26 protein-coding genes and 1 pseudogene are annotated in these 24,701 nt (G+C 73.3%); 12 read left to right on the forward strand and 15 right to left on the reverse strand.

The annotated features are described in order from the left end of the window. Positions 1–23 precede the first annotated feature (23 nt). Complete coding sequence (locus O7622_RS06880) at positions 24–212, forward strand: DUF397 domain-containing protein (protein WP_282312420.1); 189 nt, start codon at positions 24–26, stop codon at positions 210–212. Positions 213–225: 13 nt separating this feature from the next. Here the strand turns inward: O7622_RS06880 and O7622_RS06885 are convergent, their stop codons facing one another. Together O7622_RS06885 and O7622_RS06890 are read right to left on the reverse strand one after the other, a co-directional pair. Next, positions 226–585: a nuclear transport factor 2 family protein gene (locus O7622_RS06885; RefSeq protein ID WP_282314066.1), complete on the reverse strand. Its 360-nt coding sequence runs from the start codon at positions 583–585 to the stop codon at positions 226–228. A 30-nt stretch (positions 586–615) separates the two neighbouring features. After that, positions 616–1,317: pseudogene (locus tag O7622_RS06890) on the reverse strand (AAA family ATPase); the annotation flags it as partial. Between O7622_RS06890 and O7622_RS06895 the strand changes: the two are divergent. The 4 genes from O7622_RS06895 to O7622_RS06910 all read left to right on the forward strand — a co-directional run bounded on the left by O7622_RS06895 (position 1,316) and on the right by O7622_RS06910 (position 6,238). Then, positions 1,316–2,302 carry a sulfotransferase gene (locus O7622_RS06895; protein ID WP_282312421.1) on the forward strand — a complete coding sequence of 329 codons (987 nt, stop codon included), beginning with the start codon at positions 1,316–1,318 and terminating at the stop codon, positions 2,300–2,302. The pseudogene O7622_RS06890 and the gene O7622_RS06895 overlap by 2 nt on opposite strands. Positions 2,303–2,601: 299 nt before the next feature. Beyond that, positions 2,602–3,069 carry a DUF4442 domain-containing protein gene (locus O7622_RS06900; RefSeq protein WP_282312423.1) on the forward strand — a complete coding sequence of 156 codons (468 nt, stop codon included), beginning with the start codon at positions 2,602–2,604 and terminating at the stop codon, positions 3,067–3,069. Between the two features lie 47 nt (positions 3,070–3,116). Then, positions 3,117–3,869: a beta-phosphoglucomutase family hydrolase gene (locus O7622_RS06905; RefSeq protein WP_282312424.1), complete on the forward strand. Its 753-nt coding sequence runs from the start codon at positions 3,117–3,119 to the stop codon at positions 3,867–3,869. After that, positions 3,866–6,238: a glycoside hydrolase family 65 protein gene (locus tag O7622_RS06910; RefSeq protein WP_282312425.1), complete on the forward strand. Its 2,373-nt coding sequence runs from the start codon at positions 3,866–3,868 to the stop codon at positions 6,236–6,238. The genes O7622_RS06905 and O7622_RS06910 overlap by 4 nt, the downstream gene beginning before the upstream one ends. A gap of 42 nt (positions 6,239–6,280) precedes the next feature. Here O7622_RS06910 and O7622_RS06915 read toward each other — a convergent pair whose 3' ends face one another. The 3 genes from O7622_RS06915 to O7622_RS06925 all read right to left on the reverse strand — a co-directional run bounded on the left by O7622_RS06915 (position 6,281) and on the right by O7622_RS06925 (position 7,251). Then, the gene (locus tag O7622_RS06915; RefSeq protein WP_281579182.1) at positions 6,281–6,460 is read right to left on the reverse strand and encodes a hypothetical protein; all 180 of its coding nucleotides are present in this window, start codon (positions 6,458–6,460) and stop codon (positions 6,281–6,283) included. A gap of 81 nt (positions 6,461–6,541) precedes the next feature. After that, positions 6,542–6,889, reverse strand: coding sequence for a thioredoxin (trxA, locus tag O7622_RS06920; RefSeq protein WP_282312428.1), 348 nt, complete (start codon positions 6,887–6,889; stop codon positions 6,542–6,544). Then, entirely contained in the window at positions 6,859–7,251 is a 393-nt protein-coding gene (locus O7622_RS06925) for a MerR family transcriptional regulator (protein ID WP_013283752.1), read from the reverse strand. Before O7622_RS06925 ends, trxA begins: the two co-directional genes overlap by 31 nt. Before the next feature lie 210 nt (positions 7,252–7,461). Between O7622_RS06925 and O7622_RS06930 the strand changes: the two genes are divergently transcribed. Continuing rightward, complete coding sequence (locus O7622_RS06930; RefSeq protein ID WP_282312430.1) at positions 7,462–8,115, forward strand: dienelactone hydrolase family protein; 654 nt, start codon at positions 7,462–7,464, stop codon at positions 8,113–8,115. A 106-nt stretch (positions 8,116–8,221) separates the two neighbouring features. On the opposite strand, the gene O7622_RS06935 is transcribed toward O7622_RS06930, so the two are convergent. Further along, positions 8,222–9,373 (reverse strand): AI-2E family transporter, encoded by a 1,152-nt coding sequence (locus tag O7622_RS06935; protein WP_282312431.1) that lies wholly within the window; start codon positions 9,371–9,373, stop codon positions 8,222–8,224. 130 nt (positions 9,374–9,503) lie between these two features. On the opposite strand from O7622_RS06935, the gene O7622_RS06940 reads away from it, so the two are divergent. Continuing rightward, positions 9,504–9,686: an antitoxin gene (locus O7622_RS06940; protein ID WP_013283756.1), complete on the forward strand. Its 183-nt coding sequence runs from the start codon at positions 9,504–9,506 to the stop codon at positions 9,684–9,686. An 82-nt stretch (positions 9,687–9,768) separates the two neighbouring features. On the opposite strand, the gene O7622_RS06945 is transcribed toward O7622_RS06940, so the two are convergent. From O7622_RS06945 to eccB, 8 genes are all read right to left on the reverse strand, one after another. Then, positions 9,769–10,380, reverse strand: a complete 612-nt coding sequence (locus tag O7622_RS06945) for a C39 family peptidase (RefSeq protein WP_282312433.1) — start codon at positions 10,378–10,380, stop codon at positions 9,769–9,771. A 146-nt stretch (positions 10,381–10,526) separates the two neighbouring features. Next, positions 10,527–10,940 carry a pyridoxamine 5'-phosphate oxidase family protein gene (locus O7622_RS06950; RefSeq protein WP_282312435.1) on the reverse strand — a complete coding sequence of 138 codons (414 nt, stop codon included), beginning with the start codon at positions 10,938–10,940 and terminating at the stop codon, positions 10,527–10,529. Positions 10,941–10,970: 30 nt separating this feature from the next. Further along, positions 10,971–11,306, reverse strand: a complete 336-nt coding sequence (locus tag O7622_RS06955) for a YkvA family protein (protein ID WP_282312436.1) — start codon at positions 11,304–11,306, stop codon at positions 10,971–10,973. 122 nt (positions 11,307–11,428) lie between these two features. Then, on the reverse strand, positions 11,429–12,259 hold the full coding sequence (locus tag O7622_RS06960) for a hypothetical protein (RefSeq protein ID WP_282312437.1): 831 nt from the start codon (positions 12,257–12,259) through the stop codon (positions 11,429–11,431). A 172-nt stretch (positions 12,260–12,431) separates the two neighbouring features. Beyond that, positions 12,432–12,887 (reverse strand): hypothetical protein, encoded by a 456-nt coding sequence (locus O7622_RS06965; protein WP_282312439.1) that lies wholly within the window; start codon positions 12,885–12,887, stop codon positions 12,432–12,434. Between the two features lie 159 nt (positions 12,888–13,046). Then, positions 13,047–14,333, reverse strand: a complete 1,287-nt coding sequence (locus O7622_RS06970) for a WXG100 family type VII secretion target (RefSeq protein ID WP_282312440.1) — start codon at positions 14,331–14,333, stop codon at positions 13,047–13,049. After that, positions 14,326–14,664 (reverse strand): hypothetical protein, encoded by a 339-nt coding sequence (locus O7622_RS06975; RefSeq protein WP_282312441.1) that lies wholly within the window; start codon positions 14,662–14,664, stop codon positions 14,326–14,328. Before O7622_RS06975 ends, O7622_RS06970 begins: the two co-directional genes overlap by 8 nt. A gap of 149 nt (positions 14,665–14,813) precedes the next feature. Beyond that, the gene (eccB, locus tag O7622_RS06980) at positions 14,814–16,283 is read right to left on the reverse strand and encodes a type VII secretion protein EccB (RefSeq protein ID WP_282312442.1); all 1,470 of its coding nucleotides are present in this window, start codon (positions 16,281–16,283) and stop codon (positions 14,814–14,816) included. A gap of 161 nt (positions 16,284–16,444) precedes the next feature. On the opposite strand from eccB, the gene O7622_RS06985 reads away from it, so the two are divergent. Further along, positions 16,445–17,617, forward strand: coding sequence for a type VII secretion protein EccE (locus O7622_RS06985; RefSeq protein WP_282312443.1), 1,173 nt, complete (start codon positions 16,445–16,447; stop codon positions 17,615–17,617). On the opposite strand, the gene eccD is transcribed toward O7622_RS06985, so the two are convergent. Next, the gene (eccD, locus tag O7622_RS06990) at positions 17,601–18,998 is read right to left on the reverse strand and encodes a type VII secretion integral membrane protein EccD (protein ID WP_282312444.1); all 1,398 of its coding nucleotides are present in this window, start codon (positions 18,996–18,998) and stop codon (positions 17,601–17,603) included. The genes O7622_RS06985 and eccD overlap by 17 nt on opposite strands. 169 nt (positions 18,999–19,167) lie before the next feature. On the opposite strand from eccD, the gene eccCa reads away from it, so the two are divergent. The 4 genes from eccCa (at position 19,168) to O7622_RS07010 (ending at position 24,689) form a co-directional block, all read left to right on the forward strand. Next, positions 19,168–23,133: a type VII secretion protein EccCa gene (eccCa, locus tag O7622_RS06995; protein WP_282312446.1), complete on the forward strand. Its 3,966-nt coding sequence runs from the start codon at positions 19,168–19,170 to the stop codon at positions 23,131–23,133. A gap of 73 nt (positions 23,134–23,206) precedes the next feature. Continuing rightward, positions 23,207–23,617: a YbaB/EbfC family nucleoid-associated protein gene (locus O7622_RS07000; RefSeq protein ID WP_013283768.1), complete on the forward strand. Its 411-nt coding sequence runs from the start codon at positions 23,207–23,209 to the stop codon at positions 23,615–23,617. A gap of 18 nt (positions 23,618–23,635) precedes the next feature. Further along, positions 23,636–23,929: a hypothetical protein gene (locus O7622_RS07005; protein WP_013283769.1), complete on the forward strand. Its 294-nt coding sequence runs from the start codon at positions 23,636–23,638 to the stop codon at positions 23,927–23,929. A gap of 31 nt (positions 23,930–23,960) precedes the next feature. Next, on the forward strand, positions 23,961–24,689 hold the full coding sequence (locus tag O7622_RS07010) for a hypothetical protein (protein WP_282312448.1): 729 nt from the start codon (positions 23,961–23,963) through the stop codon (positions 24,687–24,689). Positions 24,690–24,701 lie beyond the last annotated feature (12 nt).

Below are 24,701 nucleotides of genomic sequence, written 5' to 3' on the forward strand. Positions count from 1 at the left end.
GCGATCTTGGAGGCGGCGAAGCGATGGAGTTGACCGGCGCGATCTGGCGCAAGAGCACCCGCAGCAGCGACAACTCCGGCGACTGCGTCGAGATGGCGGACAATTTGCCCGGCGTGGTGGGGGTGCGGGACAGCAAGGACCGGCAGGGGCCGGCGCTGACGGTCACGCCGTCGAGCTGGGCGGCGTTCGTCGCGTACGCCCAAGCGGGCTAGACAGCGGCCGCCGTCACGGCGCGAACGGCCACTCCTCGAACGACAGGCGCCGGCCGTCCTCGGCGAACCGCATGATCCAGAGATCGCGCCACTCCTGGTGGACGGGGTCGCCGTACCGGACCTGCACCCGGGCCACAGCGGTGTCGCCGTCGACGGCGACCACCTCCGCTGTCATCTCGAAGACCTCGTCGGGCCCATCGCGCTCGCCCTCCCACATGCGGGTGATGGCGGGCAGGCCGACGACCGGGTCCCGGTACGGCCCCTGCTGGTAGCTCGCGTCGGACGTGAACATCGTGCCGAGCGCCGCCGTCCCCGGTGTGCGCCACGCCTGCTCGTACGCCGCGATCCAGGCGGCCACCCGACTCCGGTCCATGGTCGCCAGCCTGCCGTCCGGGTGTGTCCGGGTCTCCCAGATCGGCTGCCGGGGATCGTCGTTGTGCACGACGACGTGGGCGTGCTCGGACGGGAGGGCCGTGGCGAAGTAGAGCCGCTGGGCGGGCAAGTAACGCTCCCGCCAGCGCCGTTCGACGTCGGCCCTCGTCGACACGCGGCTCTCCCGGATCACGGCACGATCCACCGTCTTGTCGAGCGCGGTCGACAAGAGCACCCGCAGCTCCCACCGGTCGACCAGCTCCGGGCGCAGGAGGAAGACGCCGTCGATGATCAGCACGGCGTCCGCCGGGGCGGTCGTGAGCGGCGGGGACAGCACCGTATCCGTGGCGTGGTCGTAGACCGTGTGCCGGAAGCGCCGATCGCCGCCCGGGCCGAGCGGATCGAGCAGCACCCGCTTCAGCGTCCCGTGGTCGTGGGTGTCGACGTAGCAGCCCTCGGCCGAGAACTCGCCGCGTCGATAGCGCCGCTCCCGGGGAAAGAGGAAGTCGTCGACTGTCGCCCGGATGACGTACCGGCCGCGGGCGCGCAGGACGGCGGCCAGCTCGTCGGCGAGCGTGGTCTTGCCGGCGGCGGGCGGCCCGTCGACGGCGACCCGCGTCGGGTGCGCCACTGTGACGGACCCGACCGCGTCGGCCAGGTGGGCGATCAGCCGATCGCGGCGGGGATAATTGGATTGCCCCTGCGCCGGGCCGGGAGTTTGACTGCCGTCCATGCCGTCCCCCTCACCGGTCTTCGTCGCGGGCACGGGCCGTTCGGGCACGTCGCGGATCGCCGACGTCATCGGCCAGCATCCGCTGATCCACCGGATCCCCACGGAGACCAAGTTCCTCGTCGAACCCGGCGGCCTGCGGGACCTGGCCGACGCGCTCACCGACCGGTACGACCCCATCGTCGGTGAGGACGCCCTGCGCCGGCTGAGCGACTTCCTCACCGTACGCGTGCCCGGGCGGCGTGACGACCGTGGCAAGACAGTGCCCGAGCTGGTCGGCGTGGGTCGGTACCGGGACGCCGTACACCGGCTCTGGCCGCAGGTCATCGCGTACGCGTACGACGAACCCGCACCCGCGGAGGGCTTCGGCGACGGCGACCGGCCCGCCGGGCCGTTCGGGGCGGCCAGCCGACGGCGGGTCGTCCCGAGGTACTTCCGTGACCGGAACGAACTGATCGGCATCCTGCGGGGCCTGGTCGACACCCTGTTCGGCGGGGCGGCGGCCGACGCGGGCAAGCCGACCTGGTGCGAGAAGACGCCGTTCAACCTCTTCTACCTGGACTTCCTCTGGGAACTGGTCCCCGAGGCGACGATCGTGCACATCAAGCGTCACCCGCTCTCGGTGCTCGCCTCCCACCTGGCTCAGCCGTGGGCGCCGTCCGCAGTAGACGGTGCGCTCGCCTACCTGCTGCCGGTCTACGATCGGTGGCTGGCCTGGAAGAACGCGGCCGACCTGACGAGCCGGCGATACGTCGAGGTGAAGGCGGAGGACCTGGCGGCCGACTGGCCCGGGCAGCGGCGCGCCCTGTTCGAGCGGCTCGGTGTGGAGGACGCCGTCACTGCGTCGACGTTCCAGGCGGGCAAGCTCGCGCACCGCGACGACCAGTTCGACGCCCGCACCCGCGCGCTCATCGAGGAAGCGCTCGGCGAGATCATCCCCGCGATGGGCTACGACATGACGCGGACCGCGCAGGGCGCAACGAGATAGCCGAGCGCTGATGACGCCGCAGACGTGCCGGTCTCCGCACCGTAGATCTTGGTAGGAAAGGGCCCTTATGGGGGCACTTTCGTACCAAGATCTACTCCGGGCTCAGTATCCGGAGCGCAAATCTTGATATTTGGGAGGGTGGCATGGCTGTGGCGGGATGAAGTGATCGTCTCGTGTCCCAATGTCCTTTATTAAGAGACAAGCCGTGGAGATTTCGGCCCGGATGTCACTTTGCTGGAGACATTGGGCCGCCGGCTCATCGTCTTGCCGGTGGTGTTACCGGCGAGTAGCGTTCGGGCATGAGCATCGACTCTCGCCAGGTGGCGGCCGGTCTCCTCGACGCCGTGCCGTTCGCCCGCACGCTCGGAATCGAGTTCGTCGAAGTGGCGCCCGAGGCCGAGGGCGGGGTCCGGGCCGTGGTCCGGCTCCCCGACGACCCGGCGCACCACAACCACGTGGGCGGCCCGCACGCCGGTGCCATGTTCACGCTGGGGGAGACCGCCTCCGGCGCGGTCGTCCTGGCCGCGTTCGGGCAGGTGCTCGACCGGGCCGTACCCCTGGCCGTGACGGCGACCATGCGCTACCTCAAGATCGCGGTGGGGCCGGTGCTGGCGACCGCTCGGCTCGGCAGCGCCCCGGCCGACGTGCTGGCCGAGCTGGACGCCGGGCGACGGCCGGAGTTCCCGGTCGAGGTAGAGGTCCACACCGAGGACGGCACGCTCACCTCCTCGCTCACCGTGATCTGGACGCTCCGCCCGAACCGCTGAGCCCCGAACGGGGTTTGCCCGGTGCGCGGGCTGGATAGATTCAAGCGATGCTGGGCCTCCCCGCGCACGCGAGCGCTTGTCTCTTCGATCTGGACGGTGTGCTGACGCAGACCGCCAAGGTGCACAACGCAGCCTGGGCGGAGACGTTCGACGCGTACCTGCGGCGACGGTCGGCCGAAACCGGCGAGCCGTTCCACCCGTTCGACCCCGGACCGGACTACAACCGGTACGTGGACGGCAGACCGCGCGCCGACGGGGTGCGCACATTCCTGGCCTCGCGCGGCATCACGCTGCCCGAGGGATCGCCGGACGACCCGCCCGAGGCGGACACAGTCAACGGCCTCGGCAACCGTAAGAACGTCGTCCTGCTCCAGCGGATCGAGCAGCACGGCGTCGAGGTGTACGAGGGCTCGGTGCGCTACCTGGAGGCGGCCACCACGGCCGGGCTGCGCCGCGCTGTCGTCTCGGCCAGCGCCAACTGCGCCGCCGTGGTGCACGCCGCCGGGCTGGACCGCTGGCTGGAGGCACGGGTGGACGGCGTGGTCGCCCGCGCGAACGGGCTGCGCGGCAAACCGGCCCCGGACACGTTCCTGGAAGGGGCCCGGCTGCTCGGCGTCGAACCGTCGCAGGCCGCCGTCTTCGAGGACGCCCTCGCCGGCGTCGCCGCCGGGCGGGCCGGCGGATTCGGGTACGTGGTGGGCGTCGACCGGGTCGGCCAGGCCGACGAACTGCTGGCGCAAGGTGCCGACGTGGTGGTCACCGACCTCGCCGACCTGCTCGCCGCGGAGCCGGCCGCGTGATCCGGGAACGGGCGTACCCGGTCGAGCCCTGGCACGTCCGGGAGATGCAGCTCGACATGGACGTGCTGGCCCAGTCCGAGTCGGTGTTCGCGCTGTCCAACGGGCACATCGGGCTGCGCGGCAACCTCGACGAGGGCGAGCCGCACGGGCTGCCCGGCACCTACCTGAACTCGTTCTACGAGCTGCGCCCGCTGCCCTACGCCGAAGCGGGCTTCGGTTTCCCCGAATCCGGGCAGACCATCGTCAACGTCACGAACGGCAAGCTGATCCGGCTGCTCGTCGACGACGAGCCGCTCGACGTGCGCTACGGCGAACTGCTCGCCCACGAGCGGGTCCTCGACATGCGTGCCGGAACGCTCCAGCGGGACCTGCACTGGCGCTCCCCGGCCGGCCGCGAGGTCAAGGTCCGCACCACCCGGCTGGTGTCGTTCACCCAGCGTTCGGTGGCGGCCATCCACTACGAGGTCGAGCCGGTCGACGGGCCGCTGCGACTGATCCTCCAGTCCGAGCTGGTCGCCAACGAGTCGCTGCCGCCGCAGAGCCGCGACCCCCGGGTCGCCGCCGTCCTGGAGTCGCCGTTGCAGGCCGAGGAGGAGCTGACCACCGACGACGGCGGCCAGCTCATCCACCGCACCAAGGTCAGCGGCCTGCGGGTCGCCGCCGCGATGGGCCACGACGTGGACGGGCCCGAACGCACCACGATCGAGAGCGAGGGGTACGAGGACTGGGTCCGCACCACCATCGGCTGCGTGCTCAAGCCCGGCCAGACGCTCCGGGTGGTCAAGTACCTCACGTACGGCTGGTCCAGCCGCCGCTCCCTCCCGGCGCTGCGCGACCAGGTCGGCGCGGCGCTGGCAGCGGCCCGGCTCGACGGCTGGGACGGGCTGCGCCGGGCCCAGCGCGAATACCTGGACACGTTCTGGGACGCCGCCGACGTACGCGTCGAAGGCGACCCCGAGGTGCAGCAGGCCGTCCGGTTCGGCCTCTTCCACGTCCTCCAGGCCGGCGCCCGCGCGGAACGACGGCCGATCTCGGCCAAGGGCCTCACCGGCCCGGGGTACGACGGCCACGCGTTCTGGGACACCGAGATGTTCGTGCTGCCGGTGCTCACGTACACGCAGCCCGGCGCGGTGCGTGACGCGTTGCAGTGGCGGTACGACACGCTGGCGCAGGCGCAGGAACGCGCCCGCATGCTGAACCTCGAAGGCGCCGCCTTCCCGTGGCGCACCATCGAAGGGCCGGAGTCGTCGGCGTACTGGCCCGCCGGGACCGCCGCGTTCCACATCGCCGCCGACGTCGCCGACGCGCTGCGCCGCTACGTGCTGGTCACCGGCGACGAGGCGCTGGAACGGGAGATCGGGCTGAAACTGCTGATCGAGACCGCCCGGCTGTGGCGCTCGCTCGGCCACCACGACCGCGCCGGACGCTTCCACATCGACGGCGTCACCGGCCCGGACGAGTACACGGCGGTGAAGAACGACAACGTCTACACCAACCTGATGGCCCAGCGGAACCTGCGTACCGCCGCGGACTGCGCGATGCGCTACCGGGACCAGGCGCTCGACCTCGGCGTCACCGAGGAGGAGGCAGCCGCCTGGCGGGACGCCGCGAACGACATGCACGTCCCGTACGACGCGGAGACCGAGGTGCACGAGCAGGTGGAGGGATTCACCCGCTTCCAGGAGTGGGACTTCGAGCACACACCGCCGGACAAGTACCCGCTGCTGCTGCACTACCCGTACTTCGACCTCTACCGCAAGCAGGTCGTCAAGCAGGCCGACCTGGTGCTGGCCATGCACTGGCGGGGCGACGCGTTCAGCGCCGCCGAGAAACTGCGCAACTTCGTCTACTACGAGCGGCGCACCGTACGCGACTCGTCGCTGAGCGCCTGCACCCAGGCGGTGCTGGCGGCCGAGGTCGGCTACCTCGAACTGGCCCACCGCTACCTGCGCGAGGCCGCGCTGATGGACCTGCACGACCTCAACGAGAACACCCGCGACGGTGTGCACATGGCATCACTCGCAGGTGCCTGGATCGCGCTCGTCGCCGGGTTCGGCGGCCTGCGGGACCACGACGGGATGCTCTCCTTCGCGCCCCGGCTCTCCAGCCGCCTCAGCCGTCTGGAGTTCTCACTCCAGTGGCACGGGATGCGGTTGCGGGTCGACGTCCGGCCGCACCAGACGACGTACTCGCTGCGCAACGGCGGCCCGGACACCGTCGTGGAACTGCGGCACCACGGCGAGCCGCTGCGGGTCACCTCCGCGCAGCCGGTCACCGTGGCGGTACCACCGGCACACCCGAGCGGACCGCAGCCGGAGCAGCCGCAGGGCCGCGCGCCGCTGATGCACCTGCCGGAACGCATGGACTGAGCGGCCCCGCCACGAAGGGCGGGACCGCTCGGTACGCGTACCTCAGAACTGGCGGCCGTTCGACGGACGCCCGCCGGCGTCGCGCGGCGCAGTGGCCCGCGGATCGTCGGACGTCCGCGCCGTCGAGGCGCGGTCGGCCCAGTCCGGCGAGCCCTTCAGCTCCTGCTTGCGGCGTTCCTGGTCGGTGAGTTCCTGTTCCCGGGACCTGTCCTGTTTCGCCATGACGATCCTCGCGATCGGTCGGGGTCCGTGGTCACCCGGCGCGTTCCCGCCCGGCGGCGGCTCAACCGTCCAGGCGAGGGCTCAGCCGTCCACGTGCTGGGCGAAGCTGCGCCGCAGGTGGTCCTTGGGGCGGGAGCCGACGATCGAGCCGACCACCTCGCCGCCCCGGAACACCAGCATGGTCGGCGCGGACATGATCCGGTGCGCGCGTGCGGTGGCCGGGTTCTCGTCGGTGTTGAGGGTGACGAAGCGCAGCGCGTCGCCGAACTCCTCGGCCAGCTCGGCCAGGTGCTTCGACACCACCCGGCACGGCGGGCACCACTCGGCCCAGAAGTCCACCACCACCGGGCGGTCGGCGGCCAGCACGGCGGTCGCGAAGGTGTCGTCGGTGACCGGGTTCAGCCGGCCGGTCCCCGTGTCCTGAGGCATGTTTCCTCCCGTTGGGCGATCGCGTGGGCGAGCTGGTCGTGCAGCCGGCGGCGGACGTCGCCCAGCCGGTCGAGGTAGTCGTCCACCTCGGCGAGCTTGCGCCGCAGCACCGCCACCGAATCGGGGCAGACGTCACCGGAGTCGTTTCCGGCGCGCAGGCAGGCGACGAACGGGCGGATGTCGTCCAGGCCGAAGCCGATCGCCAGCAGGGAGCGGATCTCGCGGACGACGCGCAGTTCCGCCTCGTCGTAGACCCGGTATCCGTTGGCGGACCGGTTCGGCCGGACCAGCCCGTGAGCCTCGTAGTAGCGCAGGGTGCGGGTGCTCGTACCGGCCCGCTGCGCCAGCTCCCCGATCCGCATCCGCCGCCCCCGTCCGTCTCCGTGGGTCGACGCTAAACCTTGCCGCCGACGTCAACGCAACCCCGCACGCAGTGCGCTCCGCCCGGCGATCTCCCCCGTCGGGCGCGATCACGAGGTTGGCGGGTGGGGGGAGCGCTTTCTGGGCCGTCAACTTCATGATCGTCGGGGTGGGGGGTATGCGTGGGGGAGAGCGGGAGGGGCGGTGAGGTGATGCGTGAGGTTTCGGTGCCTGTGGTGGACGGTGGGCTCGCCGGGGACGTGGTGGTGCCCGCCTCGGCGCAGGGGGTGGTGCTGTTCGCGCACGGGAGCGGCAGCTCGCGGCACAGCCCGCGCAACATGGCCGTCGGGCGCGCACTCAACGAGCGCGGGCTCGGCACGATCCTCGTCGACCTGCTGACCGCCGACGAGGAGGCCCGGGACGAGATCACCGCCGACCTGCGCTTCGACATCGGCATGCTGGCCGAGCGCCTCGCCGGGATCGTCGACTGGATGGGCTCCGACCCGGAGCTGGGACGGCTCCCGATCGGGCTGTTCGGCGCCAGCACCGGCGCCGCCGCCGCGCTGGTCGCCGCCGCGTCCCGGCCGGACCGGGTGGGCGCTGTCGTCTCCCGGGGCGGCCGGCCCGATCTGGCCGGCGGCTCACTGACCGCGGTACGCGCACCGACACTGCTGCTCGTCGGCGGCCTGGACGAGCAGGTGATCGTGCTCAACGAGCAGGCCCGGGACGCGCTGGGCGAGGTCGCCGAGCTGCGGATCGTGCCGGGCGCCACGCACCTGTTCGAGGAGCCCGGCACGCTGGAGCAGGTGGCCGACCAGGCAGGTACCTGGTTCACCACGCACCTGCGCCAGCCACACCCCGCCTGACCGGCACTCGCACCGTCCGCGTGGAACGGTCGCGGCGGCCGGGCGGCCCTCACCTCGTGCCGACCCGACGCGACCCGCGCCACGCGCTTGCGGGTCGCGTCGGTCGTCAGCCCGCCGCTTCGGCGGCGCGGCCCGGGTCGGCCGTCGGTGCGGGAACGTCGGAGCCGCTCCGCTCGTCGGCGCGGTGCCGCTGCACCGTGTCCAGCACCCGCCACAGCACCGCCGCGATCGGCACCGACACGAACGCCCCGGCGACCCCGGCGACGAGCGTGCCGGCGGTGACCACCACCAGGATGACCGCCGGGTGCAGCTGCACCTGCCGCCGCATGACCAGTGGTTCCAGCAGGTTGCCCTCGATCTGCTGGACGGCGATCACCGCGGCCAGCGTCAGCAGCGCGGTGGTGGGACCGTTCGCGGCGAGCGCGACGAGCACCGCCACCGCACCGGCCACTGTGGCGCCGATGATGGGCACGAACCCGCCGAGGAACGTGATCAGGGCGAGCGGCAGGGCCAGCGGGACACGCAACACGACCAGGGCCAGCCCGATGCCGATGGCGTCGATGGCCGCGATGATCATCGTGCCCCGGCTGTACGCACCGAGCGTCCGCCAGCCCGCCCGTCCCGCCTCGGCGGTCAGCTCCCGGCGTGGTCCGGTGAGCCGGCGCAGCACCCAGCGCCACATCGAGCGGCCGTCCTTGAGCAGGAAGAACAGCAGCACCAGGGCGAGCAGCACCGCGCCCGCGACCTCGGCGACCTTGCGGGCACCGGCGACCGGGTCGGGCGCGCCGCTGCTCAGGCCCTGCCGGATCTGCTCGACGAGCCGGTCGAGCTGCTGGTCGGTGACCGGCAGGCTGGACGTGACGAAGTCCCGGGTGCGCTGCAACCCCTCGTCGAGTTGCTGGCTCAACTCGCCGAACTGGCTCGCGGTGAGGTTCCAGACCAGGACGCCGGCGCCGCCCAGGATGCCGAGCAGCAGCAGGATGCTCAGCAGCGCGGCGAGCCCGGCCGGCACCCGCAGCCGGCGCAGGCGTACCAGGACCGGGTCGAGCAGCGCGGCGAGGAAGAGCGTGCCGGCCAGCGCCACCGCCAGCGGCGCGAGCAGCACGGCGATCTGCCCCAGCAGCCACAGCCCGGCCGTCACCACCAGCAGACAGGCACTCCAGGTGACCGCCGTCCGTACCGGCCAGGGCAGTCCCGCCCAGGTCTGCCGCGGTCCGGCGGTCGGTGCCCGCCCGGTCATGCCGGCGTCGTCGTCCACGTCGTCCTCCTCGATCCGGGCCGTTGGTACCCGACGCGGGCCGATCCGACACCAGGGACGTAACCGCCCACCCGGCGTTTGTGCCCCCGGCCTGAGGGAAGGCATTCACCGTATCGAAGGGAGATCGGGCATGAGCGACTTCATGGACAAGGCCAAGGACTTCGCCGACAAGCACGACAAGCAGGTCGACCAGGGCATCGAGAAGGCGGGTGACGCGGCCGACAAGCGCACCGGCGGCAAGTACGACAACCAGATCGACAAGGGCGTCGACATGGCGCAGCAGCGCACCGGCGAAGGCGACACCGGTCGCTGACGTACACCCGCTTCGGACACGACGGCGGCCACGCCCCCGGTGGGGAGCGTGGCCGCCGTGGCGTCGGGCCGGCCCGTGCGGGTCAGGAGCTGTAGCCGCGTCCGGCGATCCAGTTGGCCAGCTCGGTCACGTCCATCCAGTACGTCGGCTCGTCCGGCCGGGCCGGGTCGGCGATCAGCACCCGGTCGCCGTCGCCCTCGTACCGCACGACTGTCAGGTAGTGGCCGGGGTAGCTGTGCTCCACACCGTCGACGTCCCGGGCACCGCCGAGGATGTTCGCCACCACGGGCCGGTCGTCGTCCACAGCGGTACGGATGTCCGCGCGCAGGCGGTCGACCTGCTCCCGGGTGGCCACGTCGTCGCGGATCTCGGTGGTCCGGTACTTGCCACCCGTGTACTCGTTGAGCACCCGGGTGATGTCGATGGCCGAGTCGGTGCCGTTCTCGGTGGTACCGAGCTTGGCGGCTAGCTCGTCCTGGCTCACGTCCTTGCCCTCGGCCGACAGCGCGATCCGGGTCGAGGCGGGACCGCAGTAGAAGAAGTTCGGCTGCGCCTGGTACTCGTAGTCGGCGGCGCGGTCACCCTTGCCCTTGACCGGGGCGGCGTGGGCGGCGGCGGCCGGACCGGCGACGGCACCGCCGGCCGCGGCCAGACCGGCGACGGACAGCACACACTTACGGATGATCGGGTTCATGGTCGAGGCTCCATTCGGGGGTCGACGGCTCCGTGCGGGAGACGCGGCACCAGGAGTGGCGCTCGGCGTACGGAGAGTTCAACCGCCCTGCCGGGGCAGCCCATTTCCGGGCGTGACCGGGGCCACCGCGGAACCGGACGGACGCCTCAGCCGGGGAGGCTTCCCAGCAGCCCCGTCACCGCGATCTCGATGACCACCCGCTCCGGATTCGGACGCGGCGTGCGATAGCGCTCGGCGTACCGGCGCTCGGCCTCGGCCACCGACTCCGGGTCGCGGCGCAGCACCGCCCGGCCCTCCACAGTCAGCCACCAGCGGCCGTCGACCTGGCACACCGCGACCGGGACGCCGTCCGGCCCGCCCGCCGCGACGTGCCGGGCCTTGGCCGACCCGGCCGAGGTGATCACCCGGGCCAGCCCGGCCGCGGGATCGAAGGTCACCCCCACGGGTACGACGTGCGGGGTGCCGTCGGCACGCGGTGTGGTGAGCGTGGCGACGCGCCGATCCGCGAAGAAAGTCCGCACCCGCTCGTCGTGCGGGTCCAGCCGATGCCGTGCCGCCATGTCGTCTCCTCGTTCCGCGCCGGTGACGTCTCAGCGGCGGGGCACCGCGCCGGGCGGCAACGTCGCCACCGGGGACTCTCCGGCGGCCCGCTGCTCGGCGCGGTGCTTGGCGACCAGCCGGCCGAGGTAGAACAGCGCGCCGGCCAGCACGCCCATGTCGTCCAGGTAGATCGGGTCGGGCAGCAGGTCCACCGGCAGGATCGTGTAGATCAGCGCGCCGTAGAACGCGACCTTGCCGCCGGCGCCGAGCGCGCCGAGCATGCGGCGGGTGCGGACCACCCGGATGGCGAGCAGCACCGCCCCGGCCAGCGTGGCCGCCGCGAGGACGGCGGCGAGGACGACCAGCACCCAGGCTTCACGGGACACGCCACCACGCTAGCCGAGCCGGGCCCGGGCCGCGCGGTGTCGAAGCTCCGAGCCTTCCGTTCTCGGTGGTGTCCGCCACTTCCTGTAGCCGCCGCCGACAGACGACTCGCACGGAAACGCTCTCAGGCCACGACCGCCGCCCGGCCCCGGGCCACCGGGGTCAGCTCGCGAGTGGTCTCCACGCCCGCCGCGGTCGGCAGTTCCCGGGTGGCCTCGGGTCCGGCGAACCCGACGATGGAAAGTTCCGTCTGCGGCTCGGCGACCGGGTGCAGCGCCGCGAACGCCTCGTCGCGCAGGCTCTGCGCCGCCGCCGCGGCCAGCTCGGCGGCCTGCCAGGCGGCCTGCTCCCGCTGCGCGGCGGCCCGGTGCCGTGCCGCCATGTTGTCCCGGACCAGCCGGCGCAGCAACAGTTCCTGCTCCACCGGGTGCCGGCTCGGATCCCAGCCGTTGCCGCCGAGGATGTCGCTGAGCTGCCGCACCGTGATCTCCTCGCGCCACTGGGCGTCCATCGCGGCCCGGTGCAGCCAGCGCTCCCGGTCCGCGTACTCGGCCGGGGTCCGGGCGGTCCGGGGCAGCGGCAGCGCCGCGGCGGCGGTCAGGCGCCGGACGTCCTCCTCGGCCGCCTGGTACGCCTGCCAGGCAGCCTCGGCCTCCTCCTGGGCGGTCAGCCACTCGGCGCGGCTCCGCTCGGCGGTCGCCGTCGCACGGGAGGCGGCCACCGCCACCTCGTCGGCGTAGCGGATCCGCTCCTCGTCCCGTACGCGGGCGCGCTCGGCGCGTTCGATGCTGCTCGGCCGGGCGGCGTCACTGATCCGGTCGACCAGTTCGGAACGGAACCGGGACGGGCGGACGATCAGTGCGGCGACCACTGTCGCGGCCACGGCGAGCAGGACCAGCCAGATCACGGCGGCCGCGGGCATGTCGGGCAGGACGGAGGAGAAGACGGTCTGCATTACCAGCACCTCGTGGGTGGAACATAGGACGATCAACGGTGGTGGCCCGGACATCCGGGCGGGTGCGCGTCGTGACTCGGACGCGACGGGACGCGCGGCAGGGCGCGGCGTGCGGCAGGCGCGAGGCGTGCGGCCCGTGGGGCCGCGCCGGGGCGTACCGGAAGGCGCCCGGTCAGGCGCGCGGCGGACCGCGACGGGCGATGTGCGCCCGGCCGGGGTCGGCGGCGGCGACGACCTCGACGCCGGGAACGCGCCCGGCGGAGTCGGCGGAAGGGGCTTCGGTGACGGCCGGGCCGGTGCCGGGGCCGGTGGTCCGCAGGGCGGCGGTCGTGGCGCCGGCCGCCGTGAGTTCGGCGGAACGCGCGGCGCCGGCCGTGATCGCCTGCCGCGCTGCGACGCGCTCGATCGCCGCGACGTGCTCAATGATGACGGCGTGCGAGGTGACGACGGCGTGCGAGGTGACTGAGGCGTGCGGGGCGACTGAGGCGTGCGGGGCCGCGGCGGCGTGGGCGGGTGCGGCGGCGGTGCCCTGGAGGCCGGCGATCAGCACCAGGCCGGCCACCGCCGTGCGGGCGATCCGGCGCAGCGTCGCCGTCCAGGTGGACGGGGCGAACGCTACGGGCAGCACCGTTTCAACCTATCGGTCGACGGAGGATCTCGCAGCTCAAGGATCTTGCGGGTTACGTGAGCCACCCCACGGGTCGGTGTGGACGGAGACCAGCGCGGGCCCGACGTGCGACGGCGCGGCGCGACTGCCGGGGTGCCGCGCCGTCACGTGGATGCCGGGTCAGTTGCCGCCGAGCACCGGCGGCGGCGCGGCGTCTCCGTCGCCCCAGACCATCTCGTCCTCGGTGAGCCAGGTCAGCCGGCCGTCGGACTCGTCGTCGCCGTGGCCGCCGCGCCCACCCAGCACGCCGCTGCGGCCGGCCATCGCGGGCCGCCCGGTGGCGCCGCCGGCGCGCTCGGCGGACTTGCTCCCGGCGTCGACCACGAGGCCACGGCCGGAGGTGAGCCGGCCCGTGCCGGCCGCCGAGCGGTTCTCCGCGCCGGACATGCCGCCGAAGCGGGCCGAGGACGCCGAGTTGGCGCCGGTGCCCGCGAGCGAGCCGGTGCTCAGCACACCGGGGGCGCCGTAGAGCCCGCCACCCGATCCGCCGGCGCTCATCGTCGTCGGTCCGCCGCCGCCGGGACCGAAGCCCGGGCCGCCGCCGATCGCCGGACCGCTCGCGGTGCTGGTCAGCGGAGCGGCGCCGGCCAGCGAGGTGCCGGTCGGGTCGACGGTGCCGCCGGTCGGCACCGAACCCGGAGCGCCCGCGCCCGGCTGGCTGCCCGGAGTGCCCGCACCCGGTGTGCCCTCGCCCGGCGTGCCGCCGGTCGGGGCCGTGTGGTGCACGCCCGACGTGGTGGCGGTGGCGTTCGCGCCCGGGCCGAAGCTGCCCAGGCTCGGGCCGGACGACGGCGTCTTCACCGACGGCCCGTTCCGCAGCGTCGGGTCGCCGTTGCCGGTGTGGCCGGGCATCTCGGTCTCCGGCGGGTCCGGTACGACGATCCGGCCGTACGCCGAGAAGTCGTAGCCCTCGGCGAGCTTGGCCACGACCTGCACCATCCGCTGGTGCGCCTTCTCCTGCTCGGCCTTGTCCTGCTGGTGGCCGACGATCCCGCCGATCAACGCGCCGGGTGCGCCGCCGATCAGGAAACCCTTGCCGGCGCCGGAGAGCAGCTTGTCGTTGTCGTCGGTCTTCTCCGGGCTCTCCGCCTTGGACTGCGCGGCCCGCAGCTCACTGGACATCATGTCCAGGCCCTGCCGGATGCCCGTCATGCCCTCGGACAGGTTGCCGGAGTAGCGCACGACCATGTCCAGCCGGCGGTGGAACTCCCGCGCGGCGTCGCCGGTCCAGGTCTTCGCCAGCGCCTCCAGGTCGGCGGTCAGGTCGCGGCCGAGGTCGTCGAGCGTGCCCTTGAGGGAGGTCCACTGGGCGCTCAGCGCCTCGATCTGCTTCGGGTCGCCGGCGTCGACGCCCTGGTAGAGCTCCTCGTGGCTGACGTGCTCGTAGCGCCGGGTGTACTCAGACACGCGGGTCCTCCTTCGGCTGCTTCATCGCCTCGTTCAGCCCGGAGAGGGCGGCGGCGATGTCGGCCGCGGCGGCGGCGTTGCGGGCCTCGGCGGTCTTGTAGTTCGTCATGATCTTGTGGGTCGCCTCGCGGGCGGCCAGGATCGCCCGGCGCAGCCGGTCGACGTGGTTGACGTAGCTCTGGTGGGTCTCGGAGTAGCGGCGTGCGTTGTCGGTCGCGTCGGTGAACGTGCCGAGGGCCGGCGGGCGGCACTGCATCTGGGTGTTGAGCTTGCGCAACACCGACTCCGCCTCGTGCAGGCGCCGCTCGAGCCGCTTGTGAAAGTCCTCCAAGGACAGTACGTCTACCGTCGTGCGCCCCGTCATGGCTGCATCCCCGTAGTCATCGTCGATAACCGTTCGCCGTACTCAGATTAGTCGAAGCGGGCCAACCCGGGCGACCCGTGACCGGGATCCTCCACTTCGGATCGCCGCAGGGCCCGTCAACCGCCCTGGACCTGCGCCGCCGCGCCACCGGCCGAGGGTGTCGCGGCGGCCCCCGAAGGTGTCGACGCATCGAAGTAGGTCATCGCGTCCTCGCGGGACAGCGTCGGGCCGGTCGGCACCAGCGCCAGCAGCGAGGCGGGTACGGCGAGCGGCGTCACGTCGCCGTACCCGAGCGCGCTCTTCGCGTCGCCCCCGGCGGTGCCGAGCGGATAGCGGATGCCCTGCGTGGTGATCAGGTAGACGGTCGAACCGGCCGCGGCCTTGCCGCTCTCCCCGGCAGTGGCCTGCGCCAGCACGCCCTTGCCGCCGGGCAGCAGCACGCTCTCGGCGGTGCGTACCGCGTCGCGGGCGCCCTGCCGCGCGGGCATCGCGGTCGCCGAGGTCAGCTCGGCCGGCGGGGAGTCGAAGACCTCCAGCGTGGTGGTCGGCGGCTGACCAGCCGGCCCCGGCCGGTAGGTGGCGCAGAGCACCGTCCGTCCCGCACGGACCTCGTGCAGCGTCGGCAGCCGGGCCGGCAGGCCGTCCGCGTCCAGGCGCTGGTCGGTGAGGAGTCGTCCCGCCTCATCAGGAGTGATCTGCGTCACATCGCCGCCACCGCCGAGCAGCAGCAGCGCGGTGACCTCGCGGACTGTGGCCAGGCCCTGCCGGGTGAGCACGTAGTACTGGCCGGCGGCCTGGTAGACCTGGCCGATCCGGGCCGGCCGGTCGGCCACCGTGAGCCCGCTCGCGCCGCCGTCCCCGGCGATGGCCGGCTTGCGCAGCACCGGCCCGACCGGCACCGCGTTCAGCAGTTGCTGCCCGACGGTCAGGTTCGTCGCGCCGGCCATCTTCAACGCCACCAGCGCCTGTTCGTCGCCGGCCACCCGCAGCCGGGAACCACCGGTGAGCAGGTAACGCGCGTCGCTGGTCCGCACCACCACGGCCCGGTCGGTGAGCGCCGTGCCGCCGGGCAGCGCGCGGTCGATCACCAGGTGGGTGGTGGAGCGCTGCGGGTCGTTCGGGTCCGGCACGTCGCACACCGACCAGGGGAGCCCGACCAGCGACTTGCGATCCGGCAGGTCGTCCGGGGCGCCCACGATGCCGACCAGCCGCCCGCGCGGACGGTCCTTGATCGACGCCTGGGACATGGTGCGCGGCTGCGCCGCGGCGTCGTTGACGATCAGCCGCGCCGAGGCGTAGTTGAGCGTCGGGCGCAGCACCTTGTCCTCGCCGAAGTAGTACGTCGCGCCGGTCTCCCGCTCGATCACCAGCGTGTTCGGCTCCAGCGGCGCGGAGTTGCTGGTGAGCTGCCCGTACGCGCCCACGCCGCCGAGCACCACTGCGGCCGCGATGACGCTGCCGAACACCGCCATGCCGAGGCGGCGCATCGGCAGGTCGTTGGTCTCCGGATCACCGGAGAGCAGCGCCGAGACGATGCGGCGGGTGACGAAGCGGTACGCCTGCACCTGATCGCGGCGGGTCCGCATGACTAACCTCCGGCGGGGGTGGGTCCGCGGCGACAGGTCCGAACAGCGTCGCGGGCTTCCCTACGATAAGGGTCCGTCGGGGGTGCGCCGGACCCCGTCCGCCGACCGAACGACGCACCCGCCCGGCGGATGCCCAGGATGTCCAGAAGGGACGCACACCGATGACGCAGCTCCAGGCGCCACCCGGTCGTACCGCCACCACTTCCGCCGTACCGCCGGACCGGCCGGTCACCCCGGCCGACAAACGCCGCCGGGGACGCCTCGGCCCGGTCGTGGTCGGGCAGCTCGTGGTGGTGGAGTGCGCGGCGCTCGCGGTCTGGTTCGCCACCGGCGGCCCGGCGTGGCTGCTCGCGGTGGTCGCCGTCCTGGCGCTGCTGGCGGTGGCCGCGGCGTTCGCGCGCCGGGACGGCCGCTGGTGGTACGAGGACCTGATGCTCCGCCGCCGCCTGCGCCGGCGCCGCGACCGGGCCCGGGGCGCGGCACCCGGTGGTGACCCGAGGCTGGCCGCGCTCGCCCCGGAGCTGACGGTGGTGGAGCTGACCGAGCGCGGCACCCGGCTCGGCATCGGGCAGGACGACCGGGGCTGGTTCGCCGCGCTGGCGCTGACCGGCCGTCCCGGCGCGCCCGCCGGCTCGATCGAGGCGGCGGCGGTGGACCGCGCGCTCGCTGTGCTCGCCGACTTCTCCGGCCCGGTCACGCAGACCCAGGTCGTCTCGCACACCCTGGTCTGGTACCCGGCGCCCGGCGCGCCGCCGTCCGCGTACCGGACCGTGTGGGTGGCGCTGCGCCTGTCGGTGTCCGACGCGCGGGCCGAGGCGGTGAGCCGGGGCGGCGGCCTGCGCGGCGTGCACCGCACGGTGGCGGCCGGGGTGGGCCGGCTCGGCAAGGCGCTCAACGCCGCCGGCCTCGGTCACCGGGTGCTCGACCGCAACGAGCTGCACGCGGCCGTGGTGTCCGGCGCCGGGCTCGACCTGGCGCCGGAGTCCCCGGTGGAGACGTGGACCAGCCTGCGCGGGGGCGGCTGGACGCAGCGCTGCCTGGCCCTGCGGGTACGCCCCAACGGCTCGCTCGGCGCGCTGGTCGACGCGGTCACCGCCACCTCCGCGCCCTCGCACACGGTCGCCGCCGTGGTGCTCCCGGGCGGCCGGCGGGTGCCGCCGCTGCTGCGGGTGGCGGCCATGGACGGGCACGCCGAGGCGCTGGTGAAGGCGGTCCGGGAGATGGCCCGGCGTGCCGGCGTGCCGGCCCGCCCGCTGGACGGCCAGCACGGCCCCGGCGTCTACGCCACCGCGCCGGTCGGCACCGCGATGGGGACCGTCACGGTCGAAGGTTGACGATCCAGCCGTACGCGCCGCACACCCAGACGGCCAGCGGCACCAGCGCGATGATGAGCAGGATCTCGACGATGTCCAGGATCCGGCCCCAGACCGGGGAGATCCGCTTGCCGGCCACGGTCAGGCCGTAGACCAGGCTGATCACGGCCAGCACGGCCAGGCCGCCCAGGATCAGCCCGAGGCGTACCGCCAGCGAGCCGGCGGCGAACGTGGCGGCGGCGACCAGTCCCAGGCCGACGGTGCCGGACAGCAGCACCGGCGTGCGCTGGGCACGGCTGAGGAACGGGCGTGCCCGCAGCAGCGACAGCAGCGCCAGCACCAGGCAGAGCAGGACCGCCGGGAGCCGGCCGTTCCCGGCCAGCACCACCTCGCCGCCGAGCACCAGCAGCGAGACGGTCCAGAGCAGACCGGTGAGGAACGCGTCGGCGCGCTCGCTGTTGCGCAGCACCGACGGCCCGTCCACCGCCTCGGTGTCGGTCTTGAGGTCGTCCGGGCCGGTGGGGATGGACGGCACCGGCAGCCGGGCCAGGCGGTAGGCGAGCATCGGCAGGGCGGGCAGCGCGCCGAACGCGACTGTCGCCACCACCGCCGCCGAGGCCGCCGCGCCGATGTCGAAGGCCAGGCTGAGCACCGCGCCGAGGCCGACCGCCGCGCCCACGCCCACCGCGCCGAGGAACAGCGGCAGACGGTCGCCGACGGCGAGCGCGGCGATCGCGCCGAAGACCACCACAGCGGTGCCGGCGAGCAGGACGTGCGGACTGGCCAGCTCGCCGAGCGTCCGGCCCCCGGCGAGCACCAGCAGGCCGCCGACGCCCGCGTACCCGATCCCGACCAGGGCCAGCACCGCGCCGGTGCGGCTGTCGCCGGCGGCGCGGGACAGCACCGCGGCGCCGACCAGCAGCGCCACCGCGACCACGAACGCGGCCGCCGCGCCGGGTAGCTGCGGCGGGCCGGTGAGCAGCGTCGCCACCGCGCCCGCGGCGAGCGCCGAGGCGGCCAGCAGGACCGCGAACACCCGTGTGGTGCCGACCTGCCAGGCGCCCGCCCGCTGGGTGGTGGAGGTGGCGACCGCGTCCACCACGTCGTCGAAGACGATCTCGGGGGCGGTCGCGGCACGCGGGTTGAAGTAGAGCACCTCGCCGTCGCGGACGCCGAGCTGCGCGGCGGTCCGGCCGCCGTCGAACGGCTGACCGCCGAGCCGGGACAGGGCCCAGCCGCCGTGCCGCACGCCCTCGTCGGCCAGGTCCTCGCCCGCGTACCGCAGCAGCGTGGGCAGCAGGTCGGCGAGCGGCACGTCGGACGGCAGCGCCAGATCCATCCTGGTACGCGGCGCCACGATGGTGATCCGGCTCAGCCCACCGGTCGCCGTCTTCGTCGCCACAGTGGCCTCCTCGTGCTCGCATACGATCCGCTGGGCCGTCGGCGTCGCACCCACGGGTCCACGACGCCACCGGGAGATTACCTACGATGGCTGTCGCACAGGTTGCCCACCCGACGCTCACCGGCGGTGGCAGACCACGATCAGGGCCGCTTCTGGGGAGGGGAGAGCCGTGAGTACGGTGGTGTTCCGCCGACTTCCGCGTCAACCGGGGCCCGCGCTGCCGCGCGGCGAGGTGCTGCTGGAGTCCCCGCCCGAGCTGCCGGAGCCGCAGGCCAAGGGCATGGGCCAGGTGCTGATGATCCTGCCGATGCTCTGCGGCGTCGGCGCGATGGCGTTCCTCTACGCCGGCCGGGGCGGCGGCATGATGACGTACGTCGCCGGTGGCCTGTTCGGTGTGTCCATGTTGGGCATGGCGATCGGCACGCTCGGCAACGGCGGCAACGACAAAGCCGAGCTGAACGCCCAGCGGCGCGACTACATGCGCTACCTCGCGCAGATGCGCAAGCGCACCCGGCGGGCTGCCGAGCAGCAGCGCGCCGCGATGACCTGGCGGCACCCGGAGCCGGACGCGCTCTGGTCGATCGCCGCCTCGCGCCGGCTCTGGGAGCGGCGGATCACCGAGGACGACTTCGGCGAGGTGCGGATCGCGCTCGGCCCGCAGCGGCTGGCGGTGGAGATCGTGCCGCCGGAGACCAAGCCGGTGGAGGACCTGGAACCGATGAGCGCGATCGCGCTGCGCCGGTTCGTCCGGGCCCACTCCAGCGTGCCGGACCTGCCGACCGCGCTGTCGCTGCGCGCGTTCAGCCGGATCGCGTTGCGCGGCGACCGGGAGCCGGTGCTCGACCTGACCCGGGCCGCGCTGGGCCAGCTCGTCACGTTCCACGCCCCGGAGGACCTCCTGGTGGTCGTGGTCGCAGCGCCGGACCGGCAGGCGGCCTGGGACTGGGTGAAGTGGCTGCCGCACGCCCAGCACCCGGGGCGTACGGACGCGGCCGGCGCGCGCCGGATGGTGTTCGCCGCGCTGGACGAGGCGGAGACCGCGCTGGCCCAGGACCTGGGCGGGCGGCCCCGGTTCTCGCCGGAGGCGAAGCCGCTGACCACCGCGCCGCACGTGGTGGTGGTGCTCGACGGCGGCGAGGTCTCGGCGACCTGCGCGCTGACCGGGCCGGGCCTGCTCGGCACGACCGTGTTCGACCTGTCCGGCGCGGTCCCGCGTGATGCCGGGCGCTGGCTGCTCTGCCTGGACGCCGGGGACGGCACCGGCCTCGACCTGGTCCGCGGCACCGCCACGTCGCGGCTCGGCCGCCCGGACCGGCTCTCCCTGAGCGCGGCCGAGGGGCTGGCCCGGCAGATCGCCCCGTTCCGGCTCTCCCAGCAGCAGGGCGCGAGCACCGAGGAGCCGCTGGCCCGCAGCATGGAGCTGCCCGACCTGCTCGGCGTCGGCGACGCGGCCACGGTGGACACCCGGCAGACCTGGCGTCCGCGCAGCCACCGCGACCGGCTGCGCATCCCGCTCGGCCTGGGGCCGGACGGCAACGTGGTGGAGCTGGACTTCAAGGAGTCCGCGCACGAGGGCATGGGCCCGCACGGCCTGGTCATCGGCGCGACCGGGTCCGGCAAGAGCGAGCTGCTGCGGACGGTGGTCGCGGCGCTCGCGGTGACGCACTCGTCGGAGGAACTGAACTTCGTCCTCGTCGACTTCAAGGGCGGCGCCACCTTCGCGTCGCTGGACGCGTTGCCGCACACGAGCGCGGTGATCACCAACCTCTCCGACGAGCTGCCGCTGGTCGACCGCATGCGGGACGCGCTGGCCGGCGAGATGAACCGCCGGCAGGAGGTGCTGCGGGCGGCGGGCAACTACGTCTCGCGGTACGACTACGAGAAGGCGCGGGCCGCCGGTGAGCCGCTGGAGCCGATGCCCAGCCTGCTGATCATCTGTGACGAGTTCTCCGAGCTGCTCGCCGCCAAGCCGGACTTCATCGACCTGTTCGTGATGATCGGCCGCCTCGGCCGGTCGCTCGGCGTGCACCTGCTGCTCGCCTCGCAGCGGCTGGAGGAGGGCAAGCTGCGCGGCCTGGACACGCACCTGTCGTACCGGATCGGTCTGCGCACGTTCTCGGCTGTGGAGAGCCGGATCGTGCTCGGCGTGCCGGACGCGTACGAGCTGCCCAGCGCGCCCGGTCACGGCTACCTGAAGACCGACACCGCGACCATGCTGCGGTTCCGCGCCGCGTACGTGTCCGGCCCGTACCGGGCGCCGGGGCAGGTGCAGCGCTCCACCCGGGCGCAGGTGCAACGCCGGATCGTCCCGTACGGCGTCGACTACGTGCCGGTGCCGGCGGCGCCGAGCCCGGCGGAGGCCGCCCCGGAGCCGGAGCAGAGCGGCGACGGCAAGGCCGTGGCGATGCTCGACGTGCTGATCGACCAGCTCAAGGGCAGCGGCACGCCGGCGCACCAGGTGTGGCTGCCGCCGCTGGCCGAGCCGTCCGGGCTGTCCGAGCTGCTGCCGAAGCTGAGCGTGCACCCGACGTACGGCCTGACCACCGCCGACTGGCCGGGCCGCGGCCGGCTCGCCGTGCCGGTCGGCATCGTGGACCGCCCGTACGAGCAGCGCCGCGACCCGATGATGGTCGACCTGGCCGGGGCCGGCGGCAACGTGGTGATCGTCGGCGCGTCGCTGAGCGGCAAGAGCACCATGCTGCGCTCGATGCTGGCCTCGCTGGCGCTCACCCACACGCCGCGCGAGGTGCAGTTCTTCTGCCTCGACTTCGGTGGTGGCGCGTTGCGCAGCCTGGACGGGCTGCCGCACACCTCGGGTGTCGCGGGCCGGCGGGACGTCGAGGCGGTCCGGCGGACGGTGGCCGAGGTGGTCGCCGTGATCGACGAGCGGGAGAACCGGTTCACCCAGCACGGCATCGACTCGGTGGCGAGCTACCGGCGCCGCCGGGCGGCCGGTGAGTTCGCCGACGACCCGTTCGGTGACGTCTTCCTCGTGGTGGACGGCTGGAACACGCTGCGCCAGGAGTACGAGGAGTTGGAGCAGACGATCACCAACCTGGCGAACCGGGGCCTCGGCTTCGGCGTCCACGTGGTGATCACGGCGGTGCGCTGGGCGGAGATCCGGATCAACATGCGGGATCTGCTCGGCACCAAGCTGGAGCTGCGGCTCGGTGACCCGTCCGAGTCGGAGATCGACAGGCGGGCCGCACAGAACGTGCCGGTGGGCGCGCCCGGCCGTGGCCTGACCCGGGACAAGCTGCACTTCCTGACCGCGATCTCGCGGATCGACGGCAAGCGCGACATCGAGGACCTGACCGAGGCGTCGGTGGCGCTCGCCGGTCACGTCGCGGCGAACTGGCCGGGGCAGCCGGCGCCGAAGGTCCGGCTGCTGCCGCGCAGGCTGGCCGTCACCGAGCTGGCGAAGGTGGTCGACCGGTCCGCTCCGGGCATCCCGATCGGCGTCAACGAGTCGGCGCTCGCCCCGGTCTACCTGGACCTGGCGAGCGAGCCGCACCTGACCGTGTTCGGCGACGCCGAGTGCGGCAAGACGAACCTGCTGCGGCTGATCGCCCGGGGGATCGCCGAGCGGTACACCCCGGCCCAGGCACGGCTGGTCATCGCCGACTACCGGCGTGGTCTGCTGGGCGCGGTCGAGGGTGACCACCTGCTCGACTACGCGCCGTCGAACCAGGTGTTCAGCCAGGGGCTCGGCTCGATCCGCAGCGCGTTGCAGAACCGGCTGCCCGGCCCGGACGTGACCACCGCACAGCTGCGCGACCGGAGCTGGTGGAAGGGGCCGGACCTGTACGTCCTGGTGGACGACTACGACCTGGTCGCCTCCGGCGGCAGCAACCCGCTGAGCGCGCTGCACGAACTGCTGCCGCAGGCGCGGGACATCGGCCTGCACCTGATCATCACGCGCCGGGTCGGCGGTGTGGCCCGTGCGCTGTACGAGCCGGTGCTGCAACGGCTGCGCGAGCTGGACTCGCCCGGCCTGCTGATGTCCGGCAGCCGGGAGGAGGGCGCGGTCTTCGGCAACCTGCGGCCGACCCCGCAGCCGCCGGGCCGGGGCACGCTCGTCCGCCGCCGCGACGGCCAGCAGCTGATCCAGACCGCGTGGACGGAACCGGCCTGACGGGACGGACGCCGGGCGGCCCGGTCCGGTAGCGTCGGCCCGATCGATCGTCGCGAGTGAGAGGGGCGCACAGGTGAGCAGCCCGTCGGGTTTCGGTGCGGCCATGGAGGGCCTGCTGCGGCAGGCGCAGGAACAGCAGCGCCGGCTGGCCGATCTCCAGCGGCAGCGCGCCGAGCTGCGGGTGACCGGGGAGAGCCCGGACGGGCTGGTGCGGGTGACTGTGGACGGCGGCATGAAGGTCGGCGACATCGAGCTGAACGCGCGGGCGATGCGGCTGGACAGCTTCTCCCTGTCCGAGGCGATGCAGGCGGCGATCGACGCGGCCTACGCGGCCTTCGAGGAGCGGCAGCGCGAGATGCTGAGCGAGATGCTCGGCGACTCGGAGATGGTCCGCCGTGCGCAGGACGGCACGCTGACCCCGGAGGACTGGTTCCGTCAGTTCGGGGTGGACGTGTCCGACCCGACCCGCAACCTGCGGCGCTGAGCGAGAGGAAGGCCGACGATGCCGAACACGGTCGACGTCGACGCGATCCGGAAGGCGGGCCGGATGCTCGACGCCCCGGACGGCCCGATCCAATACCTCCGCAACGTCGAGACGTTGCTGGGCGAGGTGAAGCTGCCCAGCGGCGCGCTGAGCTGGTTCGGCACCGGCGCGGTGGAGCGGCACAACGCGGCTGTGGACGGGCACCTGGACAACGTCCGCACCGGCGTGGAGCATCTGCGCAAGGCCGCCGCGCAGCTCGAACAGAGCGCGAAGAACTGGGAGAGGTCGGATCAGCCCTGGGTGGTCAAGTGACCGGCCGGGCCCGCCACGGGAAGGACGCCTGATGCCGCCGGAGATCCTCATCGCCAACGCCTCGGGGACGGTGACCGGCACCGTGACGGTCGCCGAGACCACGGCTCCGGTCCGGTCGGCGGCGGCCGTCGCCAAGGGCAACCTGGTCTGGATCGTCGCCTCGGCGGCGTTGATCGGCGCGATCCTCTACCTGGAGTCGTTCGACAACCAGCAGGTCAACGAGTCGATCAAGAAGTGGGACGAGGCGGCCCGCCTGCTCGGCGCGGACCAGTTCGGCGCGGCCATGGCGGCGGTTCCGCCGGACGCGGCGGAGTGGGACTTCGACGACCGGGACGCGTTCGACCTGTTCCTCCGCAAGCTCGGGGCGGAGATCAACTCACTGGCCGAGGCGTTCGCCGCCAACCGGGACACGCTCACCGCGGCCCGGGACGCGTACAACGACGCGATCTCCGGCCTGGCCCAGGCGCTCATGCCGATCCTGGTCGCGGTGATCGCCTCGATCGCGCTCCAGTTCTTCCCCGCCACGACCGCGCTGGCGCAGGCCATCGGCATCGTCGGTCTGACCGCCACCGCCGCCGTCCTGGTCCTGGTCTTCGGTGAGATCAGCGCGCTGCTGCACGCGCTGCTGGCCGCCTTCCACGCCGACGACCGGTTCACCTTCACCGCGGACTCCCGCCCCGGCTGGGCGCCGACCGGCTCGGACCCGGACATCAAGGACATCAAGATCGACTGGGTGCGGGACGCCAAGTTCTACGGGTGACGGGAGCGACGC

Source organism: Micromonospora sp. WMMD1076 (assembly GCF_029581475.1).
Classification (GTDB): Bacteria; Actinomycetota; Actinomycetes; order Mycobacteriales; family Micromonosporaceae; genus Micromonospora; species Micromonospora aurantiaca.

Excerpts from the sequence above, each read along its gene's own strand:
- O7622_RS06880 (WP_282312420.1), top strand. The coding sequence starts at position 24 with ATGGAGTTGACCGGCGCGATCTGGCGCAAGAGCACCCGCAGCAGCGAC.
- O7622_RS06885 (WP_282314066.1), bottom strand. The coding sequence starts at position 585 with ATGGACCGGAGTCGGGTGGCCGCCTGGATCGCGGCGTACGAGCAGGCG.
- O7622_RS06895 (WP_282312421.1), top strand. The coding sequence starts at position 1,316 with ATGCCGTCCCCCTCACCGGTCTTCGTCGCGGGCACGGGCCGTTCGGGC.
- O7622_RS06900 (WP_282312423.1), top strand. The coding sequence starts at position 2,602 with ATGAGCATCGACTCTCGCCAGGTGGCGGCCGGTCTCCTCGACGCCGTG.
- O7622_RS06905 (WP_282312424.1), top strand. The coding sequence starts at position 3,117 with ATGCTGGGCCTCCCCGCGCACGCGAGCGCTTGTCTCTTCGATCTGGAC.
- O7622_RS06915 (WP_281579182.1), bottom strand. The coding sequence starts at position 6,460 with ATGGCGAAACAGGACAGGTCCCGGGAACAGGAACTCACCGACCAGGAA.
- trxA (WP_282312428.1), bottom strand. The coding sequence starts at position 6,889 with ATGCCTCAGGACACGGGGACCGGCCGGCTGAACCCGGTCACCGACGAC.
- O7622_RS06925 (WP_013283752.1), bottom strand. The coding sequence starts at position 7,251 with ATGCGGATCGGGGAGCTGGCGCAGCGGGCCGGTACGAGCACCCGCACC.
- O7622_RS06930 (WP_282312430.1), top strand. The coding sequence starts at position 7,462 with ATGCGTGAGGTTTCGGTGCCTGTGGTGGACGGTGGGCTCGCCGGGGAC.
- O7622_RS06940 (WP_013283756.1), top strand. The coding sequence starts at position 9,504 with ATGAGCGACTTCATGGACAAGGCCAAGGACTTCGCCGACAAGCACGAC.
- O7622_RS06945 (WP_282312433.1), bottom strand. The coding sequence starts at position 10,380 with ATGAACCCGATCATCCGTAAGTGTGTGCTGTCCGTCGCCGGTCTGGCC.
- O7622_RS06950 (WP_282312435.1), bottom strand. The coding sequence starts at position 10,940 with ATGGCGGCACGGCATCGGCTGGACCCGCACGACGAGCGGGTGCGGACT.
- O7622_RS06960 (WP_282312437.1), bottom strand. The coding sequence starts at position 12,259 with ATGCAGACCGTCTTCTCCTCCGTCCTGCCCGACATGCCCGCGGCCGCC.
- eccB (WP_282312442.1), bottom strand. The coding sequence starts at position 16,283 with ATGCGGACCCGCCGCGATCAGGTGCAGGCGTACCGCTTCGTCACCCGC.
- O7622_RS06985 (WP_282312443.1), top strand. The coding sequence starts at position 16,445 with ATGACGCAGCTCCAGGCGCCACCCGGTCGTACCGCCACCACTTCCGCC.
- O7622_RS07005 (WP_013283769.1), top strand. The coding sequence starts at position 23,636 with ATGCCGAACACGGTCGACGTCGACGCGATCCGGAAGGCGGGCCGGATG.
- O7622_RS07010 (WP_282312448.1), top strand. The coding sequence starts at position 23,961 with ATGCCGCCGGAGATCCTCATCGCCAACGCCTCGGGGACGGTGACCGGC.